This is a genomic window from Lentzea sp. NPDC092896, from assembly GCF_044754905.1.
Taxonomy (GTDB): Bacteria; Actinomycetota; Actinomycetes; order Mycobacteriales; family Pseudonocardiaceae; genus Lentzea.
On record NZ_JBIVPX010000001.1, the window covers coordinates 1,433,028 to 1,453,487 of the forward strand.

At 70.3% G+C, this 20,460-nt stretch carries 15 protein-coding genes; 1 reads left to right on the forward strand and 14 read right to left on the reverse strand.

The window, feature by feature from the left end; translation table 11 throughout:
• Nucleotides 1-10: 10 nt before the first annotated feature.
• The 4 genes from ACIQF0_RS06405 to ACIQF0_RS06420 all read right to left on the reverse strand — a co-directional run bounded on the left by ACIQF0_RS06405 (nt 11) and on the right by ACIQF0_RS06420 (nt 3,946).
• Entirely contained in the window at nt 11-1,099 is a 1,089-nt protein-coding gene (locus ACIQF0_RS06405; RefSeq protein WP_401025173.1) for an acyl-CoA dehydrogenase family protein, read from the reverse strand.
• Nucleotides 1,096-2,568, reverse strand: a complete 1,473-nt coding sequence (locus ACIQF0_RS06410) for an amino acid adenylation domain-containing protein (protein ID WP_401025176.1) — start codon at nt 2,566-2,568, stop codon at nt 1,096-1,098. The genes ACIQF0_RS06405 and ACIQF0_RS06410 overlap by 4 nt, the downstream gene beginning before the upstream one ends.
• A gap of 164 nt (nt 2,569-2,732) precedes the next feature.
• Nucleotides 2,733-3,011, reverse strand: coding sequence for an acyl carrier protein (locus ACIQF0_RS06415; protein WP_401025178.1), 279 nt, complete (start codon nt 3,009-3,011; stop codon nt 2,733-2,735).
• The gene (locus ACIQF0_RS06420; protein WP_360033655.1) at nt 3,011-3,946 is read right to left on the reverse strand and encodes a chlorinating enzyme; all 936 of its coding nucleotides are present in this window, start codon (nt 3,944-3,946) and stop codon (nt 3,011-3,013) included. The genes ACIQF0_RS06415 and ACIQF0_RS06420 overlap by 1 nt, the downstream gene beginning before the upstream one ends.
• A gap of 581 nt (nt 3,947-4,527) precedes the next feature.
• Here ACIQF0_RS06420 and ACIQF0_RS06425 point away from each other — a divergent pair.
• Nucleotides 4,528-7,074: an ATP-binding protein gene (locus ACIQF0_RS06425; protein ID WP_401025181.1), complete on the forward strand. Its 2,547-nt coding sequence runs from the start codon at nt 4,528-4,530 to the stop codon at nt 7,072-7,074.
• 95 nt (nt 7,075-7,169) lie between these two features.
• Here the strand turns inward: ACIQF0_RS06425 and ACIQF0_RS06430 are convergent, their stop codons facing one another.
• The 10 genes from ACIQF0_RS06430 to ACIQF0_RS06475 all read right to left on the reverse strand — a co-directional run bounded on the left by ACIQF0_RS06430 (nt 7,170) and on the right by ACIQF0_RS06475 (nt 20,389).
• Nucleotides 7,170-7,997 (reverse strand): [LysW]-aminoadipate kinase, encoded by an 828-nt coding sequence (locus ACIQF0_RS06430; RefSeq protein ID WP_401025183.1) that lies wholly within the window; start codon nt 7,995-7,997, stop codon nt 7,170-7,172.
• A 121-nt stretch (nt 7,998-8,118) separates the two neighbouring features.
• Entirely contained in the window at nt 8,119-9,135 is a 1,017-nt protein-coding gene (gene argC, locus ACIQF0_RS06435) for an N-acetyl-gamma-glutamyl-phosphate reductase (protein ID WP_401025186.1), read from the reverse strand.
• The gene (gene lysW, locus ACIQF0_RS06440; RefSeq protein WP_360033666.1) at nt 9,136-9,309 is read right to left on the reverse strand and encodes a lysine biosynthesis protein LysW; all 174 of its coding nucleotides are present in this window, start codon (nt 9,307-9,309) and stop codon (nt 9,136-9,138) included.
• A gap of 67 nt (nt 9,310-9,376) precedes the next feature.
• Complete coding sequence (locus ACIQF0_RS06445) at nt 9,377-10,324, reverse strand: transketolase family protein (RefSeq protein WP_401025190.1); 948 nt, start codon at nt 10,322-10,324, stop codon at nt 9,377-9,379.
• On the reverse strand, nt 10,321-11,136 hold the full coding sequence (locus ACIQF0_RS06450; RefSeq protein ID WP_401025192.1) for a transketolase: 816 nt from the start codon (nt 11,134-11,136) through the stop codon (nt 10,321-10,323). Before ACIQF0_RS06450 ends, ACIQF0_RS06445 begins: the two co-directional genes overlap by 4 nt.
• On the reverse strand, nt 11,133-12,452 hold the full coding sequence (locus ACIQF0_RS06455; RefSeq protein WP_401025194.1) for a DegT/DnrJ/EryC1/StrS family aminotransferase: 1,320 nt from the start codon (nt 12,450-12,452) through the stop codon (nt 11,133-11,135). Before ACIQF0_RS06455 ends, ACIQF0_RS06450 begins: the two co-directional genes overlap by 4 nt.
• Nucleotides 12,449-13,306, reverse strand: coding sequence for a lysine biosynthesis protein LysX (gene lysX / locus ACIQF0_RS06460; RefSeq protein WP_401025196.1), 858 nt, complete (start codon nt 13,304-13,306; stop codon nt 12,449-12,451). Before lysX ends, ACIQF0_RS06455 begins: the two co-directional genes overlap by 4 nt.
• 16 nt (nt 13,307-13,322) lie before the next feature.
• On the reverse strand, nt 13,323-14,402 hold the full coding sequence (locus ACIQF0_RS06465; protein ID WP_401025199.1) for a [LysW]-lysine hydrolase: 1,080 nt from the start codon (nt 14,400-14,402) through the stop codon (nt 13,323-13,325).
• Nucleotides 14,402-17,488 (reverse strand): amino acid adenylation domain-containing protein, encoded by a 3,087-nt coding sequence (locus ACIQF0_RS06470; protein ID WP_401025202.1) that lies wholly within the window; start codon nt 17,486-17,488, stop codon nt 14,402-14,404. The genes ACIQF0_RS06465 and ACIQF0_RS06470 overlap by 1 nt, the downstream gene beginning before the upstream one ends.
• A 78-nt stretch (nt 17,489-17,566) precedes the next feature.
• The gene (locus ACIQF0_RS06475; protein ID WP_401025205.1) at nt 17,567-20,389 is read right to left on the reverse strand and encodes an amino acid adenylation domain-containing protein; all 2,823 of its coding nucleotides are present in this window, start codon (nt 20,387-20,389) and stop codon (nt 17,567-17,569) included.
• Between the last annotated feature and the right edge of the window lie 71 nt (nt 20,390-20,460).

Sequence of the window (20,460 nt, forward strand, 5' to 3'; positions counted from 1 at the left end):
GTTCAACTCCTCATCGGCCAGATTCGAAGATCAGTTCACGCACCAGTTCACTCGCTCCCGCCGCGATGGTTCCCGCCATCGCGTCGCGGTGCAGACGAGCGGGCACGGAGTCGTCGAGGTATCCCCGTGCCCCGTGGTACTGCACGCAGACCTGCGCGGCCGTGACCGCCAGCTCGGTCGCGGTCAGCTTGAGCACGGCGGCGGCCTTGGTGTCGAGCCGTCCGGCGCAGTGCTCGTTCGCCAGCTGGTAGCCGTACGTCCGCACCAGCTCGAACTGGGCGTCCAGATCGGCGAGGCGGTGCCGGACCGCCTGGTTGGCGCTCAACGCGGCGCCGCGCACCTGATGGGACCGGACGAACGACCGCAGCAGGTCGAGGCAGTGCCGGACTCCGCCGACCGCCAGGAGGCCCGCGACCAGCCGTTCGAAGTCCAGCGCCGGCATCAGGTACATCAGCGCCCGGTCGGGCTTGCCTATCACTCCGGCGGCGGGCACGTCGTCGAACGACACCCGGCACGCGTCCGCCGCACGCCAGCCGAGCGTCTCGTGCCGGTGCCGGGTGATACCGGGGGAGCGGCCGTCGACGACGAGCAGGCTCGCGCCGGACAACACCGGGGCGGTACCGCCGTCGCGGGTCCTGGCCAGCACGATGAAGTAGTCCGCGGCGGAACCGTTGGCCACGTACAGCTTCTCGCCGGTCAGCCGGTAGGTGCCGCCGTCCGGTTTCGCCACTGTGGACAGCCGGGACAGGTCCGTGCCGGCGTTCTGCTCGGTGATGGCCAGCGCGGCGATCTTTCCGGGCGTGAGCCAGGTGGCCCGCTGCGACTCGGTGCCGTACAGGTGCAGGTACGCGGGTGCCATGTAGGCGCTGACGCCGATCGACGCGCGGATGCCGGCGTATCCGGTGCCGCCCAGCTCGTCCAGGAAGACGGCGCTGCGCAGGAAGCCGGGACCGTTGTGCGGCAAGGAGAGCAGACCGGCGTCGGCCAGTGCGCGCCACCCGTCGGCCGACACGTGCCCCTGTTGCTCCCACTGGTCGGCGTGCGGCAGCACGGCCTTGTCGAGGACGGACCGGATCTCCTGGCGGAAGTCGTCGGTCATGACACCGGCCGCAGGGAGGACACGAGCGCTTGGCGGTCCACTTTTCCGTGCGTGGACAGGGGAAGCGACTCGCGGATCTCGATCACGGCCGGAATCATGTACGGCGGCAACCGGTGCGCCAGGTGGTTCCGCAACGTCTCGCTCGTGCCGTCCGACACGACGAACGCCATGAGCACCCGCTCGCCGGTGCCGGTGACGTGCACGGTGACGAACGCCTGGCGGACGTCCGGGTGCCCGGCCAGGACGTGCCGGACCTCGCCGAGCTCGATCCGGTGACCGTTGATCTTGACCTGGTCGTCGTCGCGGCCCTGGAACACCAGTACGCCGTCGCTCTGGAAGTACACCAGGTCACCGGTGTGGTAGAGCCGTTCGGGAACGCCGTCGACCACGTAGTCCACGAAACGTCGCGCGGTCGCCTCCGGCATCCCGGCGTATCCGGGGGACAGGCCGGGGCCGGACAGGCACAGTTCGCCCGTCTCGCCGGGTTCGCACAGCCTGCCGTCGCGGACGACGTGCACCCGCGTGTTCTGGATCGGCCGTCCGATGGGCAGCGGCCGATCCGCCGGCTGCGGCCCGGTCAACGGGTAGTAGGTGGCGAACGTGGTGCACTCGGTCGGGCCGTACACGCTGACGAGCCGTCCCGTGCCGTAGTGGGCCAGTGCTTTCTCGATGTGGGGCAGCGAATGTGCCTCACCGCCGGTGAGGATGGTGTCCACGCTGCTGAGAGCGTCGATGTCCTCGTCGACCATCGTGTTGAACAACGCCGTGGTCAGGAAGACCGTGCTGACCGAGTGCCGCCGGACCACCCGGCCCAGTTCGGACAGCCGGACGAAACCGCCGGGGTAGAGCACGCAGGTGCCGCCGTTGAGCAGTGCGCCCCAGATCTCGAACGTGGCCGCGTCGAAGGTGACCGGAGCGAGCAACAGGGTGACGGTCCGCTCGTCGAGGCGGGCGTAGCGGGCGTCGTGGACCAGCCGGACGACCGACCTGTGCTGGATCGGCACTCCCTTGGGCCGCCCGGTCGATCCCGACGTGAAGTTGATGTACGCGATGTCCGCGGGAAGCACCGCGAGTGCCGGGTTCACGGTGCCGTCACCGTCCGATGAGGACGTTGCGACGACCTGGCACCGCGGCAGCCGCGGGGTGAGGACGTCCGGCTGGTCGGTGACCACCCGCGCGCAGCCGGCGATGCCGAACATCGTGTGCAGGCGGGCGTCCGGCCACGACGGGTCGAACGGCAGGTACACCGCGCCGCACTTGATGATCGCGAGCAGCGTGACGACGAGCTCGCAGGATCGCCGCACGCACACGCCGATCACCTCGCCTGGCTGAACTCCTCGCTGGAGAAGGTGATCCGCCAGCCGGTTGGCGGAGGTGTTCAGCTGGGCGTAGGTCATCCGCCGCTCGCCGTGCACGAGCGCCGTCGCCGCACCGTTCTGCCGGACTCGGTGCTCGAACAGCTCCTTCACGTTGCTGTCCGACGGAAAGGGGACCGAAGTGTCCACATTGGCCAAAACGTGTACCGCGCGCGCCCCGGGCCCGGCCGTGAGCCGCTTCATGCGCCTCCCTTGAGATCTGCTTCCTGCCTGCGGGTGGAACAGCGCCGAAGGACGAACCCGGGAAACGCGTCGCGCTACGCCTGTGGTGCGTCGACCTGCTGCCGGTTGCGGACGATGCTCTCGGCGATCTCCCGAATGCCGCTGTTGCCGAACAGGTCCTCGGGCGGGAGCGAGTCCTCGCCGAAGGTCTCCTCGGCCCTGGCGATCAGCTTCACGGCGGTCAGCGACGACCCTCCGGCCCGGAAGAAGTCGGAGTCGGCGTCCACGTTCAGCCCGAGGTCCTGACAGGCGGCCAGGACCCAGGCCTGAACGGTGTCGGTACCGGTCTCGATCTCGGTGTCGTCGTTCGCCATCAGGCCGGCGCCCCTTCGCGGACGGGGAAGCGGTAACCGTTCACAGTGGACTCGACGAACTTGTTGTGGCCGAAGTGGTCCTGGCCGGAGGTCAGCACGTTGCCGAACCTGTCCAGGCTCGCCGCGCCGCCGAACTCGGCGAGTGAGTCCGAGTGCGGGTAGACCTGCACGGAGGTCGGCAGGTAGCGGCCGGCGAACCCGAGCCGCATCTGGTCGGTCTTGCCCGCGTGCGGATGCGAGGCGTGCATCAGCGTGGACCAGAAGATGATGAACTGACCCTGGCGCATCACCTGCGAGACGGCCTTGGCCTCGTCGGGAGACCAGTTGGGGTCCTTCTGCAGCTGCCGGTAGTCGTAGCCGAAGAACCCGCGCCGCACCCCGGACTTCTCCACGTTGTTGACCAGGTCGGGGTTGTAGTCCATGACCTTGGACTCGTCGTAGTTCATCGACCGGTGGGAGCCGGGGATGAACTGCAGGCATCCCATGTCCACCGACGCCTCGGTGAACGCCGTCCACACCGTGATGGTGCCGCCGAAGTCGGCGTCCTCCGGCCACACGATCTGGGGGTGCTTCGAGCCGGCCACGTTGGAGAAGTTGTCGGCCTGGTGCCAGTCCGTGCCCTCGTCACCGGGGTACTTGGGGAAGAACTCCGAGCGCCAGCACAGCGTGTCCGGGCCGAGGATGCTGGACACCCTGTCCACGATCTCCGGACGGGTGATGTGCTCGGCCAGGAAGTCGACGTCCAGGTGCCGGTCGTAGTTCGACAGGTTCGTCACGCCGGAGATGGTCTTGCCGCCGCCGTAGACGGCTTTTTTCGTGTTGATGAGTTTCGGTCGCAAGGCCTGCAGATTTGCGGCCATCTCCTCGGGCTCGTAGAGATCGAACGGCCCGATGTATCCGTTGGTGTGGAACTGCGCGAGTTCCGATTCGCTCAATGCGAACGCATTGCCCTCGGATGTCATGATTACCCCTGCTGTTCGGAAATGTGCACGCCAAATTCGCACGGCGGGCGTGCCGTGCTCGGAGGTCGACAATTAAATGTAGAAATCTCAACTGAGCCGAAGGACAGATTCGGCTGCCGTGACCTTGTTCGTATGGATCCGGTGTCGCGCGCTATGTCGTCAGCGCTGACCGGCTCTTGCGGTCACATCCCTGTGACCTGCAGGTTTAGCTGATCCATTTCGGCTTGGCAACAACGTCCACCCCAATTTGGTCCCCAGTGCAATTCGCTCCTGGTGGCGCCCCCTGCGCGGTTGAAGCTGGAGCGACCGTAACCAAATCGCCGCTGGCATGTCAAGGTTTTGCCTGACTGGTGGCCTATTTGGTTCAGGCTTGCCCTCGGTGTGCCGTCAAGGTAATACTGACGACGGTACTGGGGTCTATTCATGTGGTTCATACATGCACATGTGCGCGGAATGTGCGCACGGGTGTATGTCCATCGGTGTACGTCCGTTAGGCGTACATCCACGGGTATACGTCCATGGGTGTACGCCACTGCAGGGGGAGGGGGCCTTCGATGTTCGGGGGCGGGCTCGGCACGCCCGGAGAGTCGTCCGGGCAGCCACCCTTACGGGGTAGGACGCGGGAGCTGGAGTTCTTCGACCACCTGCTGGAGACGTTCGGCGGGAGTTCCGCTCGTGTGGTGGAGCTGGCGGGTGAGCCCGGTATGGGCAAGACCCGCCTGCTGGCCGCCTGGCGGGAGCGGGCGGAACGCGCCGGCGCGAGGGTGGCGCACGGTGAGGTCGTGGCCAAGCCGCTGATGACGGAGTTCGCGGTGTTCGTCGACGCCCTCGATGATCTGCTGGCCTCGGGCGGTGCGGGTCTTTTGTCCGAAATGGACCCGCGTGCCGCGTTGCGGCTGCCGGAGATCTTCCCGGCCCTGCACACGTCCGGGGCGGCCCGGATACAGCCACAGGAACGGCATTACTGGGCCAGTCAGGGGATTCGCGCGCTGCTCGGCAGGCTGAGCGAGGACAAGCCGCTCGTGCTGCTGCTGGACGACGTGCACCACGCGCACCAGAGCTCCATCGAGATGATCCTCAACCTGGTGCGCCGCCCGCCGGCCGCACCGGTGCTGCTCGTGCTGACCCATCGGCCGCGGCAGACGCCGGTGGACCTGCTCAGCGCGTTGGGCACGGCGGCCGAGACCGGCGCGGTGCGGCGGATCGAGCTCGGGCCCCTGGGCGAGGCGGACGCGGTGCGCCTGCTCCCCGTCACCATGCGGCCGGGTCGTCGCAGGGTGCTGTACCGGCTCAGCGGTGGGCAACCCGGTCTGCTGAACGCGCTGGCCGCCGGGCCGCACGACGACACGGCGATCGTCGACGACGTGCCGTCGCCCCATCCGGTCGCGGCGGCCGTGGGCATGGACCTGCGGGCGCTCGGGCCGGCGGGCCGGCTGTTCGCCCAGGCCGCCGCCGTCATCGGCGACGCGTTCGACCCGGCGCTCGTGGCCGAGGTCGCGGAGCTCGAACACGACAGCGCGCTGGCGGGCCTGGACGAGCTGATCGCACAGGACCTGGTGCGCACCAGGAACAACCGGCTCGTCTTCCGCGACGGTGTGGTCCGTTCGATCTGCTACCACCATTCGGGTGGAGGATGGCGGATTGGTGCGCACGCCCGCGCGTACGAGGCGCTGTGGAAGCGCGGTGCACCGCTCGCCGACCAGGCGCACCATCTGGAGAGAGCCGGGAACTCGGAGACCGGGCGGGACGCGGAGACGCTTCTGGTCGCGGCCAGAAGCACCGGTGACCGCATGCCCGGCACGGTGTCGCGCTGGCTGCGGCGGTTGCTGGAGCAGCATGATCTGCTGCGCGGGGAAGTGATCACCCGGCTCGCGAGGGCGACCGCGTTGTCCGGGCAGCTCGCCGCCAGCCTTCCCGGCCACCAGCTGGCGTGGAAGCACCACGCCGAGCTGGATCCGGCGACGCTCGCCGGCCTGGCGGAGTCTCATGTCAGGGTGTTGCGCCTGCTCGGCAGGTTCGACGACGCGACGGAACTGATGCGCACCGCGGCCGGGCGGGTCGAACTGCCCCTCGCTCTCGCCGAGATCGCGCTGGACAGCGGCGGTGACGTGGCCGGTTTGCTGGCACCGGTGGGAGCGCTCGCCGAAGACGATCCTCGTGCGTCGGCCGTGCACAGCGCGATGCTGGCCACGCTCGGACGTGGCACGGAGGCGATGGCGGTGGCCGACCGCACCGCCGAGGCGTTCGAGGAGCCGCGCGAGGACGTCGCTTCGACGTGCGAGGTTCTCGACTGGCTGGGCTGGGCCAACATCTGGTCCGGACGTAGTGCGGAGGCGCTGTGCCAGTTCACGCGCGGGCTGGAGCTCGCCGAGCGGTACCAGCAGACCCACGTTCTCGGCAGGCTCCACCTCGGGCTGGCCACCGCGCACCTGCGAGACAGCGCTCTGGGGTTGGCGGTGGACCATGCCGCGGACGCGAGCGCGCTGGCGTCCGCGACCGGGTCGGCCGCGCTGCAGGTGCGGGCGAAGCGGCTGTGCGCCGAGATCGGGCATGTGATCACGAGCGGCGGTACGGCGTTGTCGGGGTCGCTGTGGGCGGTGCTGGCCGGGCTGAGCGCGACGGCGGGCAGAAGCGAGGACGCGCGGTTCTGGCACGCGCTGGAGGACGAGCTGTCCTCCAGGCCAGGTCCGGCCGATCAGCTGGGACTGATGCTGCTGGCCACGGCGTGCCTGGAGTGGGCGACCGACCAGAACCGGGCGCGGCAGATGCTCCGGGTCGCCGTGGTCGTGTTGTCCGCACGCTCGCACCGGGTGTTGCTCGCCGTGCTCCGGCTGGAGGGCGCGCCCGTGCGAGATGCCGGGGAAACCGAGGCGGAGGATCTCGAGAAAGTCGTCGTGGAGCGGCTGAGCCTGTTGAGCGTGCGGGAGAACCAGGTGGCGGAACTCGTGGCGCGCGGACGGACCAACCAGCAAATCGCCAGGGCGCTGACGTTGAGCCACAAGACGGTGGAGACCTATTTGCGCCGGATCTTCGACAAGCTGGAGGTCTCGTCCCGATCCGAGGTGGCGGCCATGACCGGCACAATGCGTCGAATCGCGTAGCTTCTCGTCCGGTTGATGAACGTCGGCGTTCATCAACCGGACGAGAACAACGGCCCTGGTGCCGTTCTCCGGACGCGGAAACAATCTTCGACGCCTCAGGCCTGCTCGGCCGGGTCGAGGACGACCCGTGTGCCGGCGCCGTCGAGCGCCCGGCTCACCGGCGACTCCGCTCTGCCGTCGGAGATCACCACCGTCCGCACGCCGCCCCGCAGGGCCTCACGCGCCGCGATCAGCTTCACCGACATGCCACCGGTCACGGCGGACGCGCTGTCCTCGGTGAGGGTGTGGGCGTACATCAGCGACGAGGGGTCGGCCGGATCGCTGAGCAGACCCGGAGCGGCGGTGAGGAACACCAGCGTGTCCGCCTTGAGCTCGGCGGCCACGGCGGCGGCCACCCGGTCGGCGTTGACGTTGACCGGACGGCCGTCCCCGGCGAGCGCCGGCGGCGAGATGACCGGGGTGAACCCGTTGTCCAGCAACAGTTCCAGCAATGATCCCGCCACGGACGTGATCCGTCCACTGTGGTCGTCGCGAACCAGGACGCGCTTGCCGTCCACCACGGCCCGGATCGCGGCGCGGCGTTCGGCCCGCAGGAGTCCGGCGTCCAGACCGGACAGTCCGACCGCGCGGACGCCACCGTCGCCCAACGCGCCCAGCACGGCCGGGCGGACCTGGCCGAGCAGTGCCAGTTGCAGCACTTCGAGGGTGGCCGCGTCGGTGTGGCGGGTGGTGACGCCGCTGGCGGACGTGAGATGACGTTGTGGCACGCCGAGCCGCTCCGCCAGGGAGTCGACGGTCGCCGAGCCGCCGTGCACGAGCACCACCCGGCGGCCGCCGTGGACCAGGGCCGCCACGTCCGCGCAGACCCCGGTGGGGTCTATCCCGGCCGCGCCACCGACCTTGACCACCAGCACCTGGTCCATGCCTCTCCTGCCTGTGTCGGGGCCGTGGCCTCGGGGCCTGTTTCTCGGATCCGTGTTCGCGACAGCCGGGCCGGAGGACTCACCTCGGGCCCGACTCCCATCGAGATCCAGGAAACAGGCCCTAGACCGGGTGCAGCCCGATGAAGTCCAGTCCGGCTCGCTCCGGCCAGCCCATCCGGATGTTCAGGCACTGCACCGCGTTGCCCGCGCCGCCCTTGCCGAGGTTGTCCAGCGCCGCCACGGCCAGCACGCGGTCACCGTCCACAGCGAACCCGATGTCGCAGAAGTTGGTGCCCGCCAGGATCTTCGGTTCGGGCAGCCGGTAGAGCCCCCGGCGCTGCGCCACGATCCGCACGAACGGTTCGTCCTGATAGGCGGCCCGGTACGCACGGCGCAGGTCGTTCTCGGTGACCCCGCGAGCCGTGGCGTGGCACAGGACCTGGGCCCCGCGCACGGCCTCGACACCGGTCGCGGTCATGCGCGCCCGCAGTCCGGTCTCCTGGGCGACCTCGGCCTCGTGCCGGTGGCGGACCGGTGCGAAGACCCGCATCGCGCCGCTGCGCTCGGAATGCAGGTTCATGCCGGTCGCGGTCGCGCCGGAGCCACTGGAGCCGATCTTGGCGTCGATGGTGACGTCCGGGTCGATCAGGCCGGCCAGCGGCGCCAGCGCCAGGGTCGCCGCGTTGGCCATGCATCCCGGCACGCTGATCCGGGACGCCGTCCGCAGCGCGTCCCGGTGTCGTTCCGGCAGTCCGGGGGTGAACCCGGCCAGCAGGTCCGCGGCCGGGTGCGCGGAGTCGTAGTACGTCTCGTAGACCGCGGGGTCCTTGAGCCGGAAGTCCGCGGTGAGGTCGACGACCAGCGGTGCCGCCGAACCGATGCGCCGCACCAGTTCGGCGGCTTTCCCGTGCGACACCGCGACGAACAGCACGTCGTGGGATTCGAGGTCGTCGGGGTGCGTGAACGTGAGAGAGGTGTGGCCACGCAGGTTGGGGTGCGCGCTGTCGGCCCGCTTGCTCTGCTGGCTCGTGGAGTACACCCGCGTGACCTCGACCTCGGGGTGACCGGTGAGCAGCCGGAGCAGCTCACCGCCGATGTACCCGGCCGCGCCGACGATTCCGGCGGAGATCGAGGCCACCTACTCGCCCCAGTCCTCGTCCATCTCCGGGGCCAGTGCCAGCACCAGCGGCTCGGCGGTGACCACCTCCAGCTCGCTCATGCAGTCAGGGCACTCCACGATCTCGTTCTGCGTCAACGAGTTCGTGATCTCGATCGCGCCTTCACACTCGGGGCACGCCGTCGCGGTGGTCATGGCTTCTCCTCTGGTGTCCAGCCGAGCATGTGGTCCTGGCACTGTCCGAAGTAGTCCGGAAAGTCCCCTACAGCAGGTCCTTCGCCGCCGCGACGACGGCGTCCGGGCACACCCCTGCCGCGGTCAGCAGTTCCAGCTCGTCGCCGACCAGGTCGAAGAACGAGATCGGGACGCCGATCCGCCGCACGCGGCACGGCACGGTCTCGGCGAGCACCTCGCAGACCGCGCTGCTCATCCCGCCTTCCAGCACGTGGTCCTCGACCGTGACGATGCCGCCGGTCTGCTCGGCCGCCGCGACGATCGCGGCCCGGTCGATGGGCTTGACGGTGTGCATGTCCAGCACCCGCGCGCGGATTCCCGCCGCGGCGAGCACGTCGTGCGCCTGCAGGGCCATCACGACCGGGTAGGGCCCGGTGGCGATGATCGTCACGTCGTCGCCGTCGCGCAGCCGGGCCGCCTCGCCGAGGACGAAGCCGGCGGACGACTCGTGCACCAGCGGAGTGGCGGCCCGGCCGAGCCGCAGGAACAGCGGACCGGGGAGGTCCGCGGTGGCCAGCACCGCCGCCTCGGTCTCCACCGAGTCGGCCGGCACGACGACGGTCATGTTGGGCATGGTGCGGGCGATGGCGATGTCCTCCAGCGCGTGGTGCGTGGGCCCGTAGTGCCCGGCGGAGAACCCGGCGTGCGTGACCACGATCCGCACCGGCAGGTTGTTGCCCGCGATGTCGACCTTCATCTGCTCGCACGCGCGGCACGTGGCGAACGTGCTGATGGTGTTGGCGTACGGGAGAAAGCCCGCGGAGGCCAGTCCGGCGCTGACGCCCATCATGTTCGCCTCGGCGATGCCGACGTTGGTGTACCGCTCGGGGAACTGTTCGCCGAAACCCGTTTCCAGCCCGCCCATGTCGGAGTCCACGCAGAACACCCGCTGGTCCCGTTCGGCCAGCTCGCCGAGGACCCGGCGGTAGACCTCGCGGGTGGGCACCAGGACGCCGGGTGCGGTCTCGACGCTCATGACGTCCTCCTCGCCCTCGCCCGCAGGCCCGCCTGTGCCCTGGTGAGCAGGGCGGGCGTCAGCGTGACGTGGTGGCTCTTCTTCTTGTCCTCGAACAGCGGCACGCCTTTTCCTTTGACCGTCCGCGCGATGACCGCGGTGGGCCGGCCCGGCTCCAGCAACGTGAAGACCTCGCGCAGCGCGTCCAGGTCGTGGCCGTCGACCTCGGTGGTGGCCCAGCCGAAGCTGCGCCACCGGTCGGCCAGCGGCTCCAGTCCCAGCTCCTCGGTGCGGCCGGTGATCTGCCAGCCGTTGCGGTCCACGATCGCGACCAGGTTGTCCAGGCCCGCCGCGGGGGCGTACTGGGCCGCCTCCCACACCGAGCCCTCCTGCAGCTCGCCGTCGCCCATCAGGACGAACGTCCGGTACGCGTGGCCCAGGCGCTGGGCGGCCAGTGCGACTCCCGCGCCGAGGGACAGCCCGTGCCCCAGCGAGCCGCTGGGGAACTCGACTCCCGGCAGGCGCCGCAACGGGTGGCCCGCGAGCCGGCCGCCACTGGCCGCGTAGGTGTCCACTTCGGACTCCGGGATGAACCCGGCGGAGGCCAGCACGGCGTAGAGGGCCGCGCTCGCGTGGCCCTTGCTGAGGACGAACCTGTCGCGCAGCGGCCAGTCGGGTTCGTCCGGCCGCACGTTCAGGATTTCGTCGTACAGCAAGGTGAGCACGTCGACGCAGGACAGGCTGCCACCGATGTGCGTACCGGACGGCGAGGATCCCATCCGCAGGATCTGCTCGCGGTTGTGCAGTGCCCTGGCGGCGAGTGAGGTCGTCATACCGCCACCTTCGAAGAGCGGTCCAGGCTGCGGGCGATCGGGATCAGGGTGTCCAGGTTGTCCCACACCTTGCGGAACGCCTCGGCGCACCGCAGCAGCACCGGGCCGCTGTGCGGGTTGAGGTGCCAGCGTTGCAGCGTCAGTGACGACTCGATGACCGCCGTGGTCCGCGGGTACGAGTCCTGGTGGCCGACGTCGCCGCCCAGCTTCCACGGGTACCCGCCGAACCCGGCACGGGTCTGGAAGGCTTCCTGCATCGGCAGCGGAACCAGCTGGTACGGCTGGACCGGGACGCCTTCGGCGCGCAGTGCCCGGTGCACGATCGACCGCAACGCTCCGGGGTGGACGTCCGGGTGACCCATCGCCTCGGGATCGAAGCGGAACCTCAGGATGTGCCAGGCGTGGGTCCGGTCAGGGGGCACCACTGGCAACACCAGTCCTGGCAGACCGGCCAGCGCGGCCAGCATGGCCTCGATGTTGTGCTTCCTGGCCGCGTCGTACTCCGGCAGCCTGGCCAGCTGAGCACGGGCGAACGCCGCCTGGATGGCACTGAGCTTGGCGTTGCCGGCCAGCACGCGGGAGACGTAGTCCCGCTCCCGGCCGCCGCGCAGGTCCTCGCCGAACTGCCGGTGCAGCACGACCTTCCGGTGCAGCTCGGGGTCGGCCGTGGTGATCAGGCCGCCTTCGCCGCACGTGGGCAGGTTCTTGACCACGTTGAGGCTGAACGTGGCGATGTCGCCGAGCGTGCCGGTGCGCCTGCCCTGGTAGGTGGCTCCGTGAGACTGGGCTGCGTCCTCGATCAACAGCAGGTCGTGCCGGTCGGCCAGCGCCCGCAACTCGGCCATGTCCGCGGGCAGGCCGTGCAGGTGCACCACGAGGATCGCGCGGGTCCGCGACGTGATCGCCGCCGCGGCGGCTTCGGGTGACATGTTGTAGGTGATCGGATCGATGTCGACGAACACCGGCACCAGCATGCGTTGCACGGCACCCACCGCACTGGCGATGAAACTCAGCGCGGGCACCAGGATCTCCGCACCCGGCTCGATCCCGGCCGCGGCGATGGCCAGCTCGATGGCCGCGGTGCCGTTGACCACCGCGGCGCAGTGCGGGGCACCGACGAACTCGGCCCATTCCGCCTCCAGCGCGGCCACCTCGCCGCCGCCGGTGCTGTTGGACGTGAACTGCCCGCTGTCCAGCACGCGCCGGGTGGCCTCGTGTTCGGCGTCGGTGATCACCGGCCACCGGATCTGCTCGGGCGGGACGCTGCCCTTCCCGATCACCTTGGTGCCACCGAACATCGCCAGCTTGTCGCTCATGCCGCACCGATGCCGAGCTTGCGGGTCGCGAAGTCCACGTAGGCCCCGACCAGGTCCACCGACAGCACCTCGAGAGCGCCGTGGAACTCCGGCGTGTGGTTGACCTCGTTGACCAGGTAGCCGCCGTCGGGGGACTCCATCACGTCGATGCCGAGGATGCCGTCACCCACCACGTCGGCCGTCGCGCGCAGGAGCTTGGTGAGCTCCTCGTCCGGCTCGCAGCGTGCCGTCGTCCCACCCCTGGCGGTGTTCGTGCGCCACTCGTCGGAGATCTTGTAGATCACGCCGATGATCTCGCCGCCCATCACGTAGGCCTTGATGTCGCGGCCGGGCTTGTCGACGTACTCCTGCACGTACACGACCTGGTACTGCGGGCTGGGCAACGCGCGGCGGTGTTCGAGCATGATCTCCGCGGAGTTGCGGTCGGTGGGCTTGGCGGCCAGGTGCCCCCACGACCCGTTCACCGGCTTGGACACCAGGGGGAACCCGAAGTTCTCCAGGTGCTCCAGCGCGTGCTCCGGCGAGAGGCTCACGGCCGCCCGCGGCACCGGCAGTCCGGCGGCGTGCAGAGCGAGGGTGGTGAGCAGCTTGTCGCCGCACAGCGCGATGATGTCGGCGCTGTTGACCACGGTCAGGCCCGCGTGCTCCAGCAGCCGGGCCGCGTACATGTTGCGAGTGTGCGAGATCTCGCGGCTGATGACGCCCGCGTACCTCGGCTTGGGTGCTTGCAGCTCGAACAGCGCGCGGCGGGGGTCGATCACCTCCACCGGCACCCCGCGCCTGGCCAGTTCGGCGAGGATGAGTTTCTCCTCGAGGCGGACACGCGATGCCAGAACGGCGACAGGCAGATCCATCAAGTCATCCCCGGGGTCAGCTCGGTGACATCAGTTCGGTGGCGAGCCGGTTGATGGCGTCGGTCAGGATCGCCACCGCCAGCAGGTACTCGGGCAGGTCGATGTGTTCGGTGGGGGTGTGGTCCTGGTGCGGGTCACCGGGGCCGTAGGTGGCGATCGGTACGCGCCAGGCCGGGCCCAGGACGTTCATGTCGGAGGTGCCGAGCTTGAGCTTGAACTCGGCGTTCCCGGTGTGCGCACGGATCGCACCGGCGAGGGCGCGGGCCACCGGATCGGCACGGGAGCTGCGGATCGCCGGCGTCACCTCGAGCACGGTGAGCTCCGCGTCCCCGGCCAGACCTCGCACCTCGGCCAGGAAAGCGGTGGTGTCGAAGTTCAACGGCGTGCGGCAGGAGATGACGAGGTCGGCCCGGACGAGGTCGGCCTTCATGCTGATCAGGGTGGGGGACAACCGGTCGAACACCCGGCCTCCGTCCACCGCGTACCGCGAACGCAGCGACTCCCAGAAGGCGGCGGCGACCTCGGCGGCGTTGGGTTCCGGCGTGCTGGTGTGCGCCTGCGGCCGGCGCATGGTGCACGTGAACCGCAGGACACCCTTGTAGCCCACGACAACCGTGCCCACGCCACTCGGTTCGCCGATCACCACGGCGTCCGCGTGCTGGGTGGCCACGACGTGGTGCGCGCCGACGGAGTCGCGTTCCTCGTCGACCGCACCGACGACGACGATCCGTGCGCCCGCCGCCCTCGCCTGCGCGGCGGCGACGATCATGGTCGCGAGCGGGCCCTTCGCGTCCACCGAACCACGACCGTGCAGGCGTTCGCCGTCGAGCCGCACCGGTGGCCCGCCGGGAACCGTGTCCAGGTGACCGAGCAGCATGACCGTGGGACCACTCGGATCGCCGATCACGCCGATGGCGTTGCCCGCGTCGTCGACGTGCGCCTCGAAACCCAGCTCTGTCATGGCGCCGACGACGAACTCGGCCACGTCGCGCTCGTCGCCGGACACCGAAGGGATGGCCACCATCCGGTGCAGCAGGTCGATCGCCTCGCTGCGAGACACCGCGCGTCCGGTCGTGGCGGGGGAGGTGCGTGTCATCAGCCGCGCCCGTCCGTGGTCTGCTCGGCGAGCTCCTCGATGGTGTGCCTGCCCAGCAGGACCTGGAGCGGGAACTCCAGGCCGAGCTCACGGGTGCGCTGCAACACGTTCACCGCGCGCAACGAGTCGCCCCCGAGCTCGTAGAAGTCGTCCCGGACGCCGACGTTCGACACACCCAGCACCTCGGCCCACAGCTTCACCAGCAGCGTCTCCACAGGTGTCCTCGGTGGCACGCGGACCGACTCCTCCAGGTCCGCCGCCGGCAGGGGCAGTGCGGCCGGGTCGATCTTTCCGTTGGCGGTGACCGGGAACGCCGGCACGGTCACGAACTGGCCGGGCACCATGGCGGCGGGCAGCCGGGCGGCGAGATGGCGCCGGAGCTCGTCCAGGGCCACGTCGCCGTCCGCCACGAGATAGCCGATGACGCGCGGGTTGCCCCGGCTGTCCGGCCGGACGACCACGACCGCGTCGGTGACCGCGGGGTGCGAGCGCATGGTGGTCGCGATCTCCGCCGGTTCGACGCGCTGGCCGCGGATCTTGACCTGGTGGTCGGTGCGGCCGAGGAAGGTCAGTCGCCCCTGGGGGTTCCAGTACGCGCGATCGCCGGTCCGGTAGACGCGCGTGCCGTTCTCGTGCGGGAGGAAGGCGGCCGCGGTCGCCCCAGGTTGACCGATGTAGGCACGCGCGTTCTGCACACCCGCGAGGTACAGCTCACCGGGAACGCCAACGGGCACAGGCTGTCCGTGTGCGTCGAGCAGCAGCACCTGAACGCCGGGCAGCGGGTCGCCGATCGGGATCCGGCGGCCGGTCATCGACGGCTCGACCCGGCAGTGCGTCACCTCGACCGCGGCTTCGGCCGGCCCGTACATGTTGTGCAGCTCGACGCCGGGGAACGCGGCGAAGAAGTCCGCTGCCAGCTTGGCCGGCACCTCCTCGCCGCTGCACTGCACTCGCCTGAGCTGCGGCACGTCGGCGCCCGTGACGCCGGAGTCGATGAACAGGCGCAGCATGGACGGCACGAAGTGCGTGTGCGTGACGCCGTGGCGGACGAAGAACTCCTTGAGGTACAAGGGATCACGATGACCGCCCGGTGCGGCGAACACCGCCCTGGCACCCGCGAGCAACGGGCCGAGGAGCTCGGGCACGGCCACGTCGAACCCGATCGGCGTCTTCTGCGCGACGACGTCCTGAGCGCCGAGCGGCATCCTCGCCGCCACCGCGCGCAGCCGGTTGGCCAGGCCGTCGACCGTGTTGACGGCCCCCTTGGGCACGCCGGTCGAACCGGACGTGAACACCACGTACGCCCCGCTGCCGCCCGGAACCTCCACTGGTGCCAACGGGTTTCCGGTCGCCTCGCCGATGTCGGCGACACGGGCGCCGCCGGTGACGCGGGCACGTGTCGTGGCCGAGGTGAGCACGATGCCCGGTCGCCCGGCGGACAACACGGCCGCGAGCCTTCCGTCGGGATAGTCGGGATCCAGCGGCAGGTGCGCCCCGCCCGCCTTCAGCACGCCCAGCACGGCGACGGCCAGGTCGACCCCGCGTTCCAGGCACACGCCGACGCTGTCGCCCACCTGGACACCGTTGGCCCGCAACCACGACGCCACGCCCGAGGCGCGGATGTCCAGTTCGCGGTACGTCAGCGAGTCACCGGTGGCGTCCGCGACGACCGCGACCGCGTCCGGTGTGCGTTCGACGGCCTGCTCGAACGACTCGGCGAGCGAGGGCAGCGGCTCGGCGAGCTCGGTCGATCCGGTCATCGCCACGACCCGGTCCCGCTCGGCCGCGGACAGCACCGGGGTGGTCCACAGTGGAGAGTCGAGGTGTTCGGCGAACTCGGTCAGCACGGTCACGAACGCGTCCAGCACGCGTTGCGCGGAAGCCTGCTCGAACAGTCCGGTGGAGTACGTCAGTTCGGCGGCGAGACCGTCGTCGGCGGGCGCGAGGTACAGACCGATGTCGAACTGGGCCCCTCCGCTGGGCACGCCGACCTGCTCCACCTGCACGCCGGGGAGACCGAGGCTGCCGCTCGGGGTGTTCTGCAGGGCCAGCAGGGTCTGCGGGATCTTCACGCCGTCGCCCAGCGCCTGCTTGATCCACTCGAACGGCACGTCCTGGTTGGCCAGCGCGGCCAGGCAGACCGCACGGCACCGGGCCAGCGTCTGCCGGAGCGTCTCCTGCGGGTCGAGCCGCACGCGCAACGGCAGGGTGTTGACGAAGAATCCGACCACACCGTCGAGCTCGTCGCTGGGCCTGCCGGCGACCGGGGTGCCGATGACGAGGTCGTGCTGACCGCTCCACCGCGACAGCACAACCGACCACGCGGTCACGAACACCATGAACTCGGTGGCGTTCTCGCTCTGCGCCGCCGTGGCGAGCCGCTTCACCAGAACGTCCGGCAGGACCGTGCGGACCGCGTCACCCTGGTAGCTCGTGGCCGCTGTACGGGGGTGGTCGGTCACCAGGTCGAGCGCGGTCGCCCCGGACAGGGTGGTCCGCCAGAACTCGCGCTGCGCGACGATCTCGTCACCGGTCAGGAAGTCCCGTTGCCACAGCGCGAAATCCGCGTACTGCATCTCGGGCTCCGGCCACTGCGGCGGTGTCCCGCCCACCAGCGACGTGTACGCGGCACCGAGCTCCGCCACGAGGATGCCCAGCGACCAGCCGTCGACCACGATGTGGTGCACGCACAACACGAGCACCCACTGCGGCTCGGCTGCGTCGGTGACCCGCAACAGTCGCGCCCGCAGCAGCGGGGGAGAGGACAGGGTGAACGGCTCGCCGACCACTGCGCGGATCGCGTCGCCGAGCTCGGTTTCCACTGTGTCGCCGGTGGTGAACGGGACGGTCAGCGCGGAGATCGCGACCTGCGTGACCGCGCCGCCTTCTCCGATCTCGACACCGGTGCGCAGCGCCTCGTGCCGGTCGACGAGCAGTTGCAGCGCCTGCCGCAGGCAGTCCGCGTCCAGGTCGCCCGTCAGCCGCAGCGCACCGCTGACGTGGTAGGCGCTGCCCGCGCCCATCTCGTGCAGCATCCACAGCCGTTCCTGGCCGAAGGACGCCGGGAAGACGTACGTGTCGGTCACCGGGTCCTCACCTCCCATTCCTGATCTGCAGACGTTGCCGGTCCCGCGGTGCCCGGGACAGTCGGTGATCTCCCTGGCTCACCGCCCGGAGCGCACGTCGTCGGGTGACATCGGTCCGGCCATGGCCGGTGCGGGCAGCGCGGCCCGGTCGAGCTTTCCGCTGGGCAGCAGAGGAAGCCGGTCGAGCACCACGAAGACCGCCGGCACCATGTGGTCGGGGAGCAGCGCGGCCAGATACGCGCGCAGCTCGGAGGTGGACGGGCGCTGCCTGCCGCGCGCCAGCACGTAGGCGGCCAGCCTGCGTTCGCCCAGGTTGTCGTCGAACGCGAGCACCACCGGGTCGATGACCGCCGGGTGCGTCGCCAGTTCGGCCTCGACCTCGCCGGGTTCGACCAGGAACCCGCGGATCTTGATCTGCTGGTCCAGCCTGCCGAGGAACTCGACGTCCCCATTCGCCAGGAACCGCGCGTGGTCGCCGGTGGCGTACATCCGGCCGCCGGGCTCCGCGCTGTAAGGGTCGGGCAGGAACCTGTCGGCCGTCATCCCCGGCCTGCTCCAGTAACCGCGGCCGGGTCCGGATCCGCCGATGAACAGCTCACCCGGCACGCCGACGGGTACGGGCCTGCCGTGCCGGTCGAGGAGGTAGACGCGGTGGTTGGCGAACGGTCTGCCCCACGGCACGCCTCCCGGGTAGTTCCGGCGAGTCAGGCGGTGGGCGAGGCTGCAGTACGACGACTCGGTCATGCCGGCCAGGTTCAGCAGCCGGATACCCGGGACCAACTCCGCGAGCCGGCCGGGCAGCGCGGGTGGCATCCGGTCACCGCCCAGCCCCACGACGCGCAGCCGCACACCGGGCAGGCCGCCCCGCCTGCCGGTGTGCCGGACCAGGGCGTCGAGCAGCGCCGGTGCCGAGCTCCACGCCGTGACTTCCTGGCGCACCAGCAGATCCAGCAGCTGATCGAGGTCCGCGGTCTCGGCGTCGCTGGGTACGACGACGGTCGCGCCCGCCGCGAGCGCGCCGAAGATCTCGTAGACCGACATGTCGTAGCTCAGCGACGAGATCGCCAGCACGCGGTCCCGCGGAGTGAGGTCGTAGACGTTGTTGACCCCGTGGAGCGTGTTCACGACGCGGGCGTGCTCGTTGGCCGAACCCTTGGGCAGACCGGTCGAACCCGACGTGTAGATCACGTAGGCGAGACCGGCATCGTGCACGTGGACGTCCGGCCGGGTGACGGGCTGATCTTCCGGCCACTCGGTGTCCAGGCACACGAACCGGACCGAATCCTCGATCTCGACCGACGAGTGCGTCAGGATCACCGGCACGTTCGCGTCCTGGGTCATGTGCGCCACTCGCGACCGCGGGTAACCGGGGTCGAGAGGCACGTATCCCGCGCCCGCCTTGAGGATGCCGAGCGCCGCGACGATCATCAGCTCGGACCGCGGCAGCGAGATCCCGACCAGCTGCTCGGGCACGACTCCGAGCTCGCGCAGGTGGTGCGCCAGCTGGTTGGCGCGCGCGTCCAGTTCGGCGTACGTGAGCGTGTGCCGCCCGGCCACCACGGCTGTGGCGTCCGGAGTCCGGTCCGCCCATTGCTCGAACATCCCGTGCATGGTCCGCGGGCCCTCGAACGGCACGGTCGAGCCGCTGAGTTCCTGGGTGATCCGGGTGCTCTCGGCCCGCGTGATCAACGGCAGTGCCGACACGGCGTCGCCGGGCCGGGACACGCCGTGCCGCAGCAGCAAGACGAACGCGTCGGCCATCCGGGCCGCGGTGTCGCGGGTGAACAGGTCGGTGCTGAACTCCAGGCGCCCGTCGATGCCGCCGTCCGCGTCGGGCACGAGGTCCAGCGACAGGTCGAATCTCGTGGACACCGAACGGACCGGTAGCTCCTCGATGATCAGCCCGCCGAGTTCCACGGGTGCCGGCGGCGCGGCGCGCTGCGTGAGCGTCACCTGGACCAGGCCATCGGTGCGCCCCGCGTCGGTGATCATCCGGTCGCTCGGGTAGTCCTGGTTGGCACGGGCCGCGGTGCGGACGTGGAGGGCGGCCGCGACCAGGTCCGCGAACGCCGGATCACCGGACAGGTCCAGGTGCAGGGGCAGGACGTTGACCAGGAACCCGACCATCGGCTCGGTCTCCGCCGCGGACCGGCCGGCGACGGGGGAGCCGATCACCACCGCGTCCTGGCCGCTCCACCGCCACAGCAGGACGGCGAACGCGGCCACCAGCGTCGCCTCGACCTCAGCCGCCGACGCGACGAGGTCGGCCGGCAAGTGGAAGGGGACGGCGTCGCCGCGCGAAGTCCGTGCGGCGGAACGGGACTTGTCCGTCGGCAGCAGCAGTTCGCCCGCGCCCGCCAACGCCGTCCGCCAGTGTTCCCGCTGAGCGTCCAGCTCACCGCGGTCGAGCCGCGCACGTTGCCACACCGCGACATCTCCGTACTGGACCGGCAGTTCCGGCAGCGGGGACGGCAGGCCGTCGCGGAAGGCCTGGTACAACGCGGCCAGCTCCGCGCGGATCACGCCGATCGACCAGCTGTCGCACGCGACCTGGTGCACGCTGAGCAGCAGCACGTGCGCGCGGTCGTCGACCCGCAGCAGGCTCGCCCGCAGCATCGGAGCGGTCGCCAGGTCGAACGCGGTGGCGGCCTCACGCCGGCCGGCGTCGTCGATCGCCCGCTCGACGTCGGGTGCGTCCCTGATGTCGCGCACCGGCAACGGCACGGGCGCCGGCGGGCTCACCACCTGGTGGGGCGTGCCGTCACGCTCGACGATGTTGGTCCGCAGCACCTCGTGCCGCCGCACGATCTCGTCCAGGCACCGGCTCAGGACTGAGATGTCGAGGTCTCCGGTGAACCGCACCGCGCCCGCGACCACGTGCGCGGGGGAGCCGGGGTCCACCTGCTCCAGGAACCAGAGTCGTTCCTGCGCGGGCGAACACGGCAGCCGCCCGTCGCCGCGGTCGGCTCGTG